Source organism: Streptomyces sp. bgisy130 (assembly GCF_057708345.1).
In genome coordinates, this window is sequence record NZ_JBYISA010000056.1 from 19,303 (window position 1) to 31,565 (window position 12,263).

Here is a 12,263-nt window from a genome sequence, read left to right on the forward strand (position 1 = left end):
ACCCTCTCTCCTGGACGGCATCCGCAGGCCGTACGGGCGACCTCACGGCGTGGCCGCTTGCCCGCCGGGGCGCGGCGAGGTGCCCTGGGGCCGCCGGGCGCCGCGTGTCCTGTCGGGCTCCCGCATGTGACCCCACCCGAGCGTTCCCAGGAGACCGCGATGCCCGTGAGCCGTCGACGCCGATCCGCCCTGCCCGCCACCGCGCTTGCCACCCTGTCCCTCGCCCTGCTCTGCGCCGGTCCGGCCGGCGCCGACGAGCCGCCGGCGCCCGACGGAGACCAGGGCCTGGTGCTCACCATGTCCGGCGCGGGCAACACCTGGACCCGGGGGGTGCGCCTCAGCTGCCCGGACATCCACCGCCGACATCCGCACGCGGGCGCCGCCTGCGACGCGCTGACCTGGGCCCGCGGGGACATGGACGCCCTGCCCGGCGAACCGCACAGCTGCACCAGGGAGTACGACCCGGTCACCGCCACCGCGACCGGCACCTGGCGCGGTGTCCCCATCAACTGGCGCAAGGAGTTCCCCAACGCCTGCACGATGGACTCCGCCACCGGGGCCGTCTTCCGCTTCTGAACGGCGCCCCGCGCCGGCGGGCTCAGACCGGCCGGGCGGCCACCACCCCGATCGTCACCAGCGCCACCACCACCCAGGAGAACCAGACCCAGCCATTGGCGCCCAGCGCCACGGTGTAAGCGGTCGCCGCCACCAGCCCGCCCACCGTGCACACGGCCATCGTTTTCGCAGATCCGGGCATACCCGCACCCTCCTCACGGCGGCCGGGCGCCGAGGGAAACGACGCGGGCCGCGGCCATGGGACCATCGTCCCCGGCCGCGGCCCGTACCGCCAGAGTGGCGACGCGCCGTCACTGCCCCCGGGCGTTGAGCGAGGCGAGATAGGCGTTGTAGTCGGCCAGATCCTTGTCGCCGTTGCGGTCGGCGGCCCGGTCCGCGCGCTGCGACTGACGCTCCTCGGACTTGTACCACTGGAAGACCAGCGCGATCAGCACCACCACGGACGGGATCTCACTGAAGGCCCAGGCGATCCCGCCGGCGGCCGACTGGTCGGAGAGCGCGTCGATCCCGAGCGAGGCGGGCGGGTTCAGGAAGGTGTCGACCATCGGCTCGGTGGCCATCATCAGCGCGATACCGAAGAACGCGTGGAACGGCATGCCCGCGAACAGCTCCAGCATCCGCATCACATAGCCGGGCCGGTGCGGGCCCGGGTCGACGCCCATGATCGGCCAGAAGAACACCAGGCCCACCGCGAGGAAGTGCACCATCATCCCGATGTGCCCGGCCCGGGACTCCATCAGGAAGTCGAACAGCGGGGAGAAGTAGAGCGCGTAGAGGCTCGCGATGAACAGCGGGATGGTGAACGCCGGGTGCGTGATGATCCGCATGTAGCGGCTGTGCAGCAGCGCCACCAGCAGTTCGCGCGGCCCCTTGCGGCCCCGTCCGGCGGTGGGCAGGGCGCGCAGCGCCAGCGTCATCGGAGCCCCGAGCAGCAGCAGGATCGGCGAGAGCATGCTGATGACCATGTGCTGGACCATGTGCACGCTGAACATCGCCATGCCGTAGTCATTGAGCGCGGTGCACATCACCAGGGCCACCGAGACCACGCCCAGGGCCCAGGCGACGGTCCGGCCCACCGGCCAGGCGTCCCCCCGGCGCCGCAGCCGGATCACCGCCCAGCCGTACAGTCCGAGCCCCAGCAGACAGCCGACGAGAAAGACCGGATCACCACCGAACTCCAGGCCTCTCCCCAGCGTGAACGGCGGCAGATCCATGTTCATGCCGTCCATGCCGTGCCCGCTGTGATCCATCCGCTCGCTCCTGATTCGTACCAATGCTCCGGCGACAAGAGTAGAACCGCCCCCGGCCACGGGAGCGGCCGGGGGCGGTTCGTGCAGCGCGGAACTATCGCGCCGGGGGCATCGGGGTCACAGCACGCACTCGGCCTCGTCGTAGCGCTCCACGGGCACCGTCTTGAGCGTCTCCACGGCCTCGGCCAGCGGCACCAGCGTGATGTCGGTGCCGCGCAGCGCGGTCATCATCCCGAAGTCCCCGCGGTGCGCGGCCTCGACGGCGTGCCAGCCGAAGCGGGTGGCGAGCACCCGGTCGTACGCGGTCGGGGTGCCACCGCGCTGGACGTGCCCAAGGATGACCGGACGCGCCTCCTTGCCGAGCCGGTCCTCCAGCTCCACGGACAGCTGCCGGGCGACCCCGGCGAACCGCTCGTGCCCGTACATGTCCTTGCCGCCGACATCGAAGGACATGGTGCCCTCGCGCGGCTTGGCACCTTCGGCGACGACCACGATCGCGAACTTCTTGCCCGCCTCGAACCGCTCGGAGACCCGCGCGGTCAGCTCCTCGATGTCGAAGGGCCGCTCCGGCACCACGATCGCGTGCGCACCGGCCGCCATGCCCGAGTGGAGCGCGATCCAGCCGGTGTGCCGTCCCATCACCTCGACGATCATCACCCGCTGGTGCGACTCGGCGGTGGTCTTGAGCCGGTCCAGCGCCTCGGTGGCGACGCCCACCGCGGTGTCGAAGCCGAACGTCACATCCGTGACCGCGATGTCGTTGTCGATGGTCTTCGGCACGCCCACGATCGGCAGCCCGGCGTCCGACAGCAGCCGCGCCGCCTTCAGCGTGCCCTCGCCGCCGATCGGGATGATCGCGTCGAGGCCCAGCTCGGCGACATGGCCGCGGGCCCGCTCCACACCGTCCCGCAGATGCGCGGGCTGCACCCGGGACGACCCGAGGATGGTGCCGCCGCGCGCCAGGATGCCGCCGACGGCATCGAGGTCGAGCTTGCGGTAATCGCACTCCAGCAGGCCCTTCCAGCCATCGCGGAAGCCGATCACCTCATCGCCGTGATCAGCGGTGGCGCGGTGGACGACGGACCGGATGACGGCGTTCAGTCCGGGGCAGTCGCCGCCGGAGGTGAGGACACCAATACGCATTGCTCGAAAACCCTCTGCAACTCAACCGGGGGCCCGGACCCCGTCGTCCGGTTGGATTCCGCTCACCCTACAAGCGCGGGGTCACCCGGCACACGTACGCCCGCAGTGCAAGACTGCGGGCGTACGAATGGGCGCGGTGGCGCTCAGGCGGGCGTGGTCGCCGCGGCGATCCGCTCCTGGCGCAGCGCCTCGTACCACTGGTCGTCCACCGGCGGCAGGGCGTTGACATCCAGCGCCAGCTTGATCAGCAGGTCGGCGATATGCGGATTACGCGCCATCACCGGACCGTGCATGTACGTACCGAAGACGGTGTCGTTCCACGCGCCCTCGTAGCCGTCGCCGACGCCGTTGCCCTTGCCGAAGCGCACCTTGGCGAACGGCCGGGCGGTCTTGCCCAGATGCGTCACGCCCTGGTGGTTCTCGAAGCCGGTCAGCGGCGGCAGCCCCAACTGCGGGTCGATATCGGCGAGTACGTCGCCGACGCAGCGTTCGGCCTCGCCGCGGGTGCTCACCACGTCCAGCAGCCCCAGACCCTGCTGCCGCTCGCCGAGGTCATTGATGAACTCGTGGCCCAGGATCTGGTAGCCGGCGCACACCGAGAACAGGATCGCGCCGTTGGAGACCGCGCGGCTCAGCCCGCCGTCGCGGATCAGCCGCTCGGAGGCCAGCCGCTGCGGCCGGTCCTCGCCGCCACCGATCAGATAGATGTCGCCGGAGGTGGGGATCTGCTGGTCGGACCGTACGTCCAGCCGCTGGACGTCCAGACCGCGCTGGCGCGCCCGCCGCTCCACCACCAGGGCGTTGCCCTGGTCGCCGTACGTGCTCAGCAGGTCCGGGTAGATCCACACCAGACGCAGGCTGTTGTCACTCATGCTCGCTCGTCCTTGTCCGCGCATCGTCAGTTGCCCACCCGTCGGCGCAGGTCCTGGAAGGCCGTGTAGTTGGCGATGACTTCGATCCGGCCGGGCGGCGCCAGCTGCACCGCCTCGTCGAGGCTCTCGCAGACCTGGAAGTCGAGGCCCGCGACCTCCAGCCGCACCGCCAGGTCCAGCTTGCGGTCGCCCAGCACGAAGATCGGGTGCCCGGCCAGCCGGGTGTAGTCGACGTCCCACAGCCAGGAGGTGTCGGTGCCGTCCGCGCCGCGCGCGTTCACCGACATGATCACCGGGGTCGGCGGCGGGTCGATCAGCGAGAACGTCTCCAGCCAGCCTGCCGGGTTCTTCGCCAGCAGCAGCCGCAGCTCCCGCTCCATGAACGTGACCACGTCATAGCGCCCGGCCACCGCCTGCACCGAGTACATCCGCTCCAGGGCCACCTGCGGCGGCACCCCGAAGGCGGCGGCGACCGCGGCGGACGTGGTCGCGTTCGCCTTGTTGGCGCGCCCCGGCAGCTGAAGCTTGATCGGCCACGCGCTGCCGTGCGGGTCGAGCACATGATCGCCGGACAGCGCCCAGCTGGGCGTCGGACGGCGGAAGCCGCACTCGCCGCAGAACCAGTCCTCGCCCGGCCGCTGCATCACACCACCGCACGAGGGGCAGGACCAGGCGTCGTCCTTCCACTCCTGCCCGGCGGCGACCCAGACCACGTTCGAGGACGACGAGGCCGCCCACACGATCAGCGGGTCGTCCGCGTTGGCGATGATCAGCGCCTTGGAGCCGGACAGCCCCTCCCGCCAGTGCTCGGCCAGCATCCGGGTCTCCGCGGCGCGGTCGAGCTGGTCGCGGGAGAGGTTCAGCAGCGCTATGGCCTTCGGCGTCGTATCGCGTGCGACACCGGCGAGGTACTTCTCGTCCACCTCGATGACGCCGTAGCGGGCGTCCGATCCACCGGCCAGCGCGGACGTGATACCGGCCGGCATGTTGGCGCCGAGCGCGTTGGAGACCACCGGGCCGCTGGCCCGCAGCGCCTCCGCGATCAGCCGCGTCGTGGTCGTCTTGCCGTTGGTCGCCGACACCAGGATGACGTCCAGGTGCCGGGCCAGCCGCGCCAGCAGGTCGGGGTCGAGCTTCAGCGCCACCCGGCCACCGATCACCGATCCGCTGCCGCGGCCCGCCGCGCGCGATACCGCCGCCGCGGCCTTGCCTGCCGTCACGGCCAGCTTGGCCCGCGGCGACAGCGGCTCCGTGTTGCCTGCCATCGTCTTTGATCCTCCTTGCATCCGGCGCCCGCCTGCCGTGGGGCTGCCGTGGAACGCCTCCTCCGCAGCCGATGACCGGCCGGGGCTTCGGTCGGGGATCAGCCTATCGAGATCCGGCCGCAGCCCCGAACCCCGCCACCCGTGCGGCGACATCCGCTGTGTGCAGGACCGTACGCTTGTCCCCATGCGTCCCCGCACCATTCCCGGCAGTTCCGGCCATGTCCGCCCGCTGCGATTGCTGGGCGATCCGGCCCTGACCGAGCCCTGCCAGGAGGTCACCGTCTTCGACGACGAGCTGGCCCGGCTGGTCGAGGACATGTACGCGACGATGTACGCCGCGCAGGGCGTGGGCCTCGCCGCCAACCAGATCGGCGTCCCGCTGCGGGTCTTCGTCTATGACTGCCCCGACGACGAGGACCGCCGTCACCTGGGGCATCTCGTCAACCCCCGGCTCATCGAGGCCGACGGCCCGGTCATCCGCGGACCCGAGGGCTGTCTCTCGCTCCCCGGCATCGAAGCCGGCACCCCGCGCCACGACCATGCCGTGGTGACCGGGGTCAGCGTCACCGGCGAGCCCGCCACGGTGACCGGCACCGGCTTCTTCGCCCGCTGTCTCCAGCACGAGTGTGACCATCTCGACGGCGGTCTCTACGTCGACCACCTGACCGGGCTGCGCCGCCGGCGGGCGCTCCGGGCGGCGGCGAAGGCCCCGTGGGCCGCGCCGGCGGAGGCGCCCGGCCGCTGAGCGACCGGCGCCGCCCGCCGTTTCACCGGCCGGCGCTCAGAAGCCGGGGCCGTCCGCGCGGTCGTCGACCGTGGCCAGCTGCCCCCAGAGCAGATCGGCCAGCTGCTTGACCAACTGCTCGCGCGAGCACGGGCGTTCGCGCAGCCACCAGTCACCGGCGTGCTGCATCATGCCGACGATGCCATGGCCCCAGACGCGCGCCGTCAGCTCGCCGCCCGGACCCAGGTCGAGCCGGTCGCTGATCACCTTGGCCAGCTCCTCGCCGAGCCGGCGCAGCAGGGGGGCGGAGTGCCGTCCGACGTCGAAGCCGGACTCGGAGGCGTTGTCCTCGTCCGACGGGTGCATCAGGAAGCGGTACACCTGCGGCCGGGCCTCGATCGCGAGCAGGTAGGCGTCGAGGGTGGCCTCGACCCGGTCCCGGCGCAGGACGGGTGCGTCCAGCGCGGTCGCCAGATTGGCGAGCAGGGCGTCGGTGTGCCGGACGGCGAGCGCGCGGTAGAGCCCGCCCTTGTCGCCGAAGTGCCGGTAGAGGATCGGTTTGGTGATACCTGCCTCGGCGGCGATGGCGTTCATCGAGGCGTCCGGGCCGTCGCGCAGCACAATGCGCTCGGCGGCCTCCAGCAGCTCCCGCCGTCGGCGCTCGGTCGCTGTCTTCTGGCGGCCGCTGTGCTCGGTGCTTTCCATGGTCGTGCTCCCCACCCTTGTGAATCCGTGGCGCTGGCGCAACGTAACACCCGATCTCCACGGCGATTTCGTTCCCAGGGGAGTTGACAGCCTTTACTGGCGAGTAACACACTTCGGGTTACCGCTAGTAACACCGCACTGCCGCAGCAGCTGGAGGGGACATGGCCGAGTTCACCATGGAGCTCAATGACGAGCAGAAGGAAGTCCGTGACTGGATTCACGGCTTCGCCGCGGATGTCATGCGCCCCGCCGCCGCCGAGTGGGACGAGCGGGAGGAGACCCCCTGGCCCGTGATCCAGGAGGCCGCCAAGATCGGCCTGTACTCCCTCGACTTCTACGCCCAGCAGTTCTTCGACCCGACGGGCCTAGGCATCCCCATGGCCATGGAGGAGCTGTTCTGGGGCGACGCCGGCATCGGCCTGTCGATCGTGGGTACCGGCCTGGCCGCCGTCGGGGTGCTCGCGAACGGCACCGAGGAGCAGATCGGCACCTGGGTCCCGCAGATGTACGGCGATGTCGATGACGTCAAGGTCGCCGCGTTCTGCTCGTCGGAACCCGACGCCGGCTCGGACGTGGCCGCGATGCGCACCCGCGCGGTCTATGACGAGGCCAAGGACGAGTGGGTGCTCAACGGCACCAAGACCTGGGCCACCAACGGCGGGATCGCCAATGTCCATGTCGTCGTCGCGGTCGTCGACCCAGAAGCCGGCTCCAAGGGCCATGCCTCCTTCATCGTCCCCCCGAACACCCCCGGTCTCTCCCAGGGCCAGAAGTTCAAGAAGCACGGCATCCGCGCCTCGCACACCGCCGAGGTCGTCCTGGAGAACGTCCGGGTCCCCGGTCACTGCCTGCTCGGCGGCAAGGAGAAGCTCGACGAGCGCCTCGCCCGGGCCCGCGAGAACGCGAAGAAGGACGGGCAGGAGCGGGTGAAGAACGCCGCCATGGCCACCTTCGAGGCGTCCCGGCCCGCCGTCGGCGCGATGGCGGTCGGCACCGCGCGGGCCGCCTACGAGGAGGCGCTGGAGTACGCCCGGACCCGCTCCCAGTTCGGCCGCCCGATCATCGACAACCAGGGCGTGGCCTTCCAACTGGCCGATATGCGCACCCAGATCGACGCCGCCCGCCTCCTGGTCTGGCGCGCCTCCTGGATGGCGGTGACCGGCAAGCCGTTCACTTCTGCCGAGGGCTCCATGTCCAAGCTCTTCGCCAGCGAGGTCGCCAAGAAGGTCACCGCCCAGGCCGTACAGATCCTCGGCGGCAACGGCTTCACCCGCGAATACCCGGTCGAGCGGATGCACCGCGACGCCGCCATCTACACGATCTTCGAGGGCACCAGCGAGATCCAGCGCCTGGTGATCGCCCGGACGCTGTCCGGGATGCCGATTCGCTAGCCCCGTACGGACGCGTGCCTGCGCCCCGCACGCCGCGGGGCGGCTGCGTCGTGAGGCGCAGGAAAACCCCATGAGCTTTGTCAGCGGGGCGGGTTACAGTGCTCGCACATGCACCTCCCGGTGCGCAGGCCCACGGCTACTTCTTCCAAAAGTCCTGCCGCAGGCCGTTCTTGATCTCGGGAGGCGCAGCACCGGGGTGCCCGGTGCGCAGGCGGGGGATACTTCCACTGTTAATGGGGCGGTCGCGGGTTCGAGTCCCGTCGTCGACTTCGGGTCGGCGTAGCTCAGTTGGCAGAGCACCTTGTTTCCTCGGCCGACTCTGATCTCGGGCACCCCACTGCTGAGCTTCCCCTCCATGTGAGGGGTCCACCTTTGTCCCGCTTCAACATCCGTGACGCGCCTGCCGCCGCCGGTTCACCGGTGACCACCACCGGCAGGCGGATCCGCACCCACCAAGGCGGCTCCGGCTATCTGCGCGATGCCAAGTCGGAGCTGTTCCTGCTCGCGGTCGCCAACTTCGTCGGCACCGACAGCTTCTACGAGACCGGCGGGCAGCGCGATGACCGCTACACCCAGCTCATTCGGCAGCTCGCCGTCGAGGACCCGGCATGGACCGCGGAGATGCTCGGCTGGCTGCGGGGTCCCGGCAACATGCGCACCGCGGCGATCGTGGGCGCGGCCGAGTACGTCAAGGCCCGCCTAGAAGTCGGCCGCGGCTCCGGCGGCCCGGCCGGCGCCTCCGTGCCGGACGAAGCAGCGGGGTCCAACCGCAAGGTGATCGCCGCCGTCCTCCAGCGCGCCGACGAGCCGGGGGAACTCCTCGCCTACTGGACCTCCCGCCACGGCCGCCGCATCCCCAAGCCCGTCAAGCGAGGCATCGAGGACGCCATCGGCCGGCTGTACAACGAGAAGTCCCTGCTCAAGTACGACAGCGCGGTAAAGGGATTCCGCTTCGGTGACGTCATCGAACTCATCCACCCCGCTCCCCGGGCCCCGTGGCAGGGCGACCTGTTCGAGCACGCCATCGACCGTCGCCACCACCGCGAAAAGCCGATCCCGGAGTCTCTGCAACTGCTGCACAACCGGGCCGAGATAGCCGACCGGCCCGTCGAGAAGCGCCGCGCCCTCCTCGCCCGCCCGGACGCGTCCGAAGTCCTCCAGCAGGCCGGCGTGACGTGGGAGGCGCTGGCCGGGTGGCTCCAGGGGCCGATGGACGCGGCGGCGTGGGAGGCGGTCATCCCGTCCATGGGGTACATGGCGCGGCTGCGGAACCTGCGGAACTTCGACGAGGCCGGTGTCTCCGACGAGGTCGCCGAGACGGTGGCGCGCAAGCTCGCCGACCCGGATCAGGTCGCCCGCGCCCGGCAGTTGCCGATGCGCTTCTACTCGGCCTACCGGGCTGCGCCTTCCCTGCGCTGGGGCCACGCCCTTGAGCAGGCATTGGCGCTGTCGATGGCGAACATCCCGGAGCTGCGCGGCCGGACGCTGGTGATGGTCGATACGTCCAGTTCGATGAACGCCGGGTTCTCCCGCGACGGCACACTCATGCGGTGGGATGCGGCGGTGCTGTTCGGTGTCGCGCTGGGGCAGCGGTGCGAGAGCGCGGACGTCTTCTCGTTCTCGTCCAGCCGCCGGCACTGGGGCGACGCTCCCGGCGCGGCCACGAAGGCATTCCCGCTGCGGCGTGCCGAGTCACTGCTGCGCGCGGTCGGCCGCTGGAAGGACGGCGGCTGGTTCCTCGGCGGCGGCACTGACACGGCCGCTGCCCTCCGCGCGACCTTCCGCGGCCATGACCGTGTCGTCATCGTCACCGACGAGCAGGCAGCACACGACAGCCGCGAGGTCACCGAGTCCGTCCCTGCCGCGGTGCCGATGTACACCTGGAATCTCGCCGGATACGAGGCCGGACACGCGCCGTCCGGCAGCCGGCACCGGCACACCTTCGGTGGGCTCACGGACCAGGCGTTCCGCATGATCCCGCTGCTTGAGGCCGGCCGGGACGCCCGGTGGCCGTGGGAGCAGCCGGTGAGCTGACGCGTCTTTTGCGGGCGAGCGCCCCTGGCGCGGGCCGCCGGCACGAAAAGAGGGCCCCACCCGGCCGCCGGGTGGGGCCCTCCGCATCTCTGGATATGGCGCGAAGCCGCGCATCGGGCGATGGCCCGGTGGGCGGCTTTTCGTCGTGCCGGAGGTGTTTCGGCGGCAGTCGTGACCTGCGCCCGTCCAGCGGGCCGTCCGGTTCGAGGTGCCTCGCATCCCCTTGACGACAGGAACGCTGCGCTCTACTTTCCTTCCATAAAGCAAAACATTAGTTCCACGATACGGAATCCGGTCTCTCCGCCGCTTCGCTGGAGCTTGCCCGTGACAGGTCGACGCAGGAGTACTCGATGCCTCGAATGACAGCCGCCCGCGCCGCGGTGGAGATCCTCAAGCGGGAGGGCGTGGCCCACGCCTTCGGAGTGCCGGGTGCCGCGATCAACCCCTTCTACGCGGCGCTCAAGAGCGCGGGCGGGATCGATCACACGCTGGCGCGCCATGTCGAGGGCGCCTCGCACATGGCCGAGGGCTACACCAGGACCCACCCGGGCAACATCGGCGTCTGCATCGGGACCTCCGGACCAGCCGGCACGGACATGATCACCGGTCTCTACTCCGCGATCGGTGACTCGATCCCGATCCTGTGCATCACCGGCCAGGCTCCCACCGCGGTGATCCTCAAGGAGGACTTCCAGGCCGTCGACATCGCCTCGATCGCCAAGCCGGTCACCAAGGCCGCCACCACCGTGATGGAGGCCGCGCAGGTCCCCGGGGTCTTCCAGCAGGCCTTCCACCTGATGCGCTCCGGACGCCCCGGCCCGGTCCTCATCGACCTGCCGATCGATGTCCAGCTGACCGAGATCGACTTCGACCCCGAGACGTATGAGCCGCTGCCCGCCTTCAAGCCGGCCGCGACCCGCGCCCAGATCGAGAAGGCCGTCACGCTCCTCAACGCGTCCCGGCGCCCGCTGATCGTCGCCGGTGGCGGCATCATCAACGCCGACGCGTCTGGGCTGCTGGTGGAGTTCGCCGAGCTGACCGGCATCCCGGTCGTGCCCACCCTGATGGGCTGGGGCATCCTCGCCGACGACCATGAGCTGAACGCCGGCATGGTCGGCCTCCAGACCTCGCACCGCTACGGCAACGCGAACTTCCTGGAGTCCGACTTCGTCCTCGGTATCGGCAACCGCTGGGCCAACCGCCACACCGGCAAGCTGGACGTCTACACCCAGGGCCGCACCTTCGTCCATGTCGACATCGAGCCGACCCAGATCGGCAAGATCTTCGCCCCGGACTACGGCATCGCCTCGGACGCCAAGGCCGCGCTGGAGCTCTTCGTCGAGGTGGCCAGGGAGCTCAAGGCCGCGGGCAAGCTGCCCGACCGCAGCGAATGGGCCGCGTCCACCCAGGAGCGCAAGGCGCAGCTCCAGCGCCGTACGCACTTCGACAACATCCCGATGAAGCCGCAACGTGTCTACGAGGAGATGAACAAGGCCTTCGGCCCGGAGACCCGTTACGTCACCACCATCGGCCTCTCCCAGATCGCCGGCGCGCAGATGCTGCACGTCTACAAGCCGCGCCACTGGATCAACTGCGGCCAGGCCGGCCCGCTCGGCTGGACCATCCCGGCCGCGCTGGGTGTCGCCACCGCCGACCCGGAGACCCCGGTCGTCGCGCTCTCCGGCGACTACGACTTCCAGTTCATGCTGGAAGAGCTGGCCGTCGGCGCCCAGCACAAGATCCCGTACATCCATGTCCTGGTGAACAACGCCTACTTGGGACTGATCCGTCAGGCGCAGCGCAATCTCGACATCAACTTCCAGGTCAACCTGGAGTTCGAGAACATCAACGCGCCGGAGCTGGGCGTCTACGGCGTGGACCACGTCAAGGTCGCCGAGGGCCTGGGCTGCAAGGCGATCCGGGTCACCGACCCGAGCCGGCTGGGCGCCGCCTTCGAGGAGGCCAAGAAGCTGGCCGCCGAGCACCGCGTCCCGGTCGTCGTCGAGGCCATCCTCGAACGGATCACCAATATCTCGATGAGCGGTTCCGACATCGCCAGTGTCAACGAGTGGGAAGACGTCGCGACCGAGCCCGGTCACGCACCCACCGCGATCAAGCCGCTCAAGGTCTGACGCCGGACCGGCACCGGACCCGGTCCGGACAGTGGGCCGGAACCGGACCCGGTCCGGGCGGTGGGCCGGGCGCGGTGTGAACCCCCGTGCCCGGCGTCAACGCCCCACCCGTAAAGCCCCGGACGGCACCTCGCCGCCGTCCTCCCCTTCCGTGATGTGAGAGAGGCACCG

At 70.3% G+C, this 12,263-nt stretch carries 11 protein-coding genes; 5 read left to right on the forward strand and 6 right to left on the reverse strand.

Going from position 1 to position 12,263, the window contains the following annotated elements; all coding sequences use genetic code 11:
• Positions 1 to 159 precede the first annotated feature (159 nt).
• Positions 160 to 576, forward strand: coding sequence for an SSI family serine proteinase inhibitor (locus AC3EUV_RS35815; RefSeq protein WP_432144617.1), 417 nt, complete (start codon positions 160 to 162; stop codon positions 574 to 576).
• A 22-nt stretch (positions 577 to 598) separates the two neighbouring features.
• On the opposite strand, the gene AC3EUV_RS35820 is transcribed toward AC3EUV_RS35815, so the two are convergent.
• The 5 genes from AC3EUV_RS35820 to AC3EUV_RS35840 all read right to left on the reverse strand — a co-directional run bounded on the left by AC3EUV_RS35820 (position 599) and on the right by AC3EUV_RS35840 (position 5,106).
• A complete protein-coding gene (locus AC3EUV_RS35820; protein WP_327223108.1) occupies positions 599 to 757 on the reverse strand; it encodes a hypothetical protein in 159 nt (52 codons plus the stop codon).
• Positions 758 to 866: 109 nt separating this feature from the next.
• A complete protein-coding gene (locus tag AC3EUV_RS35825; RefSeq protein WP_435604717.1) occupies positions 867 to 1,826 on the reverse strand; it encodes a cytochrome c oxidase assembly protein in 960 nt (319 codons plus the stop codon).
• Positions 1,827 to 1,943: 117 nt separating this feature from the next.
• The gene (locus tag AC3EUV_RS35830) at positions 1,944 to 2,969 is read right to left on the reverse strand and encodes a 6-phosphofructokinase (RefSeq protein ID WP_432144619.1); all 1,026 of its coding nucleotides are present in this window, start codon (positions 2,967 to 2,969) and stop codon (positions 1,944 to 1,946) included.
• Positions 2,970 to 3,112: 143 nt separating this feature from the next.
• Complete coding sequence (locus AC3EUV_RS35835) at positions 3,113 to 3,841, reverse strand: type 1 glutamine amidotransferase (RefSeq protein WP_432144620.1); 729 nt, start codon at positions 3,839 to 3,841, stop codon at positions 3,113 to 3,115.
• Between the two features lie 26 nt (positions 3,842 to 3,867).
• Entirely contained in the window at positions 3,868 to 5,106 is a 1,239-nt protein-coding gene (locus AC3EUV_RS35840; protein WP_432144621.1) for a DUF1727 domain-containing protein, read from the reverse strand.
• Positions 5,107 to 5,290: 184 nt separating this feature from the next.
• Between AC3EUV_RS35840 and def the strand changes: the two genes are divergently transcribed.
• On the forward strand, positions 5,291 to 5,851 hold the full coding sequence (def, locus tag AC3EUV_RS35845) for a peptide deformylase (RefSeq protein ID WP_432144622.1): 561 nt from the start codon (positions 5,291 to 5,293) through the stop codon (positions 5,849 to 5,851).
• Between the two features lie 36 nt (positions 5,852 to 5,887).
• Here the strand turns inward: def and AC3EUV_RS35850 are convergent, their stop codons facing one another.
• The gene (locus AC3EUV_RS35850; protein ID WP_432144623.1) at positions 5,888 to 6,535 is read right to left on the reverse strand and encodes a TetR/AcrR family transcriptional regulator; all 648 of its coding nucleotides are present in this window, start codon (positions 6,533 to 6,535) and stop codon (positions 5,888 to 5,890) included.
• Positions 6,536 to 6,696: 161 nt separating this feature from the next.
• Between AC3EUV_RS35850 and AC3EUV_RS35855 the strand changes: the two genes are divergently transcribed.
• The 3 genes from AC3EUV_RS35855 to gcl all read left to right on the forward strand — a co-directional run bounded on the left by AC3EUV_RS35855 (position 6,697) and on the right by gcl (position 12,092).
• Positions 6,697 to 7,926: an acyl-CoA dehydrogenase family protein gene (locus AC3EUV_RS35855; RefSeq protein WP_432144624.1), complete on the forward strand. Its 1,230-nt coding sequence runs from the start codon at positions 6,697 to 6,699 to the stop codon at positions 7,924 to 7,926.
• Between the two features lie 372 nt (positions 7,927 to 8,298).
• Positions 8,299 to 9,960: a TROVE domain-containing protein gene (locus AC3EUV_RS35860; protein WP_435604718.1), complete on the forward strand. Its 1,662-nt coding sequence runs from the start codon at positions 8,299 to 8,301 to the stop codon at positions 9,958 to 9,960.
• Positions 9,961 to 10,310: 350 nt separating this feature from the next.
• A complete protein-coding gene (gene gcl / locus AC3EUV_RS35865; RefSeq protein WP_432144626.1) occupies positions 10,311 to 12,092 on the forward strand; it encodes a glyoxylate carboligase in 1,782 nt (593 codons plus the stop codon).
• Positions 12,093 to 12,263: the final 171 nt, after the last annotated feature.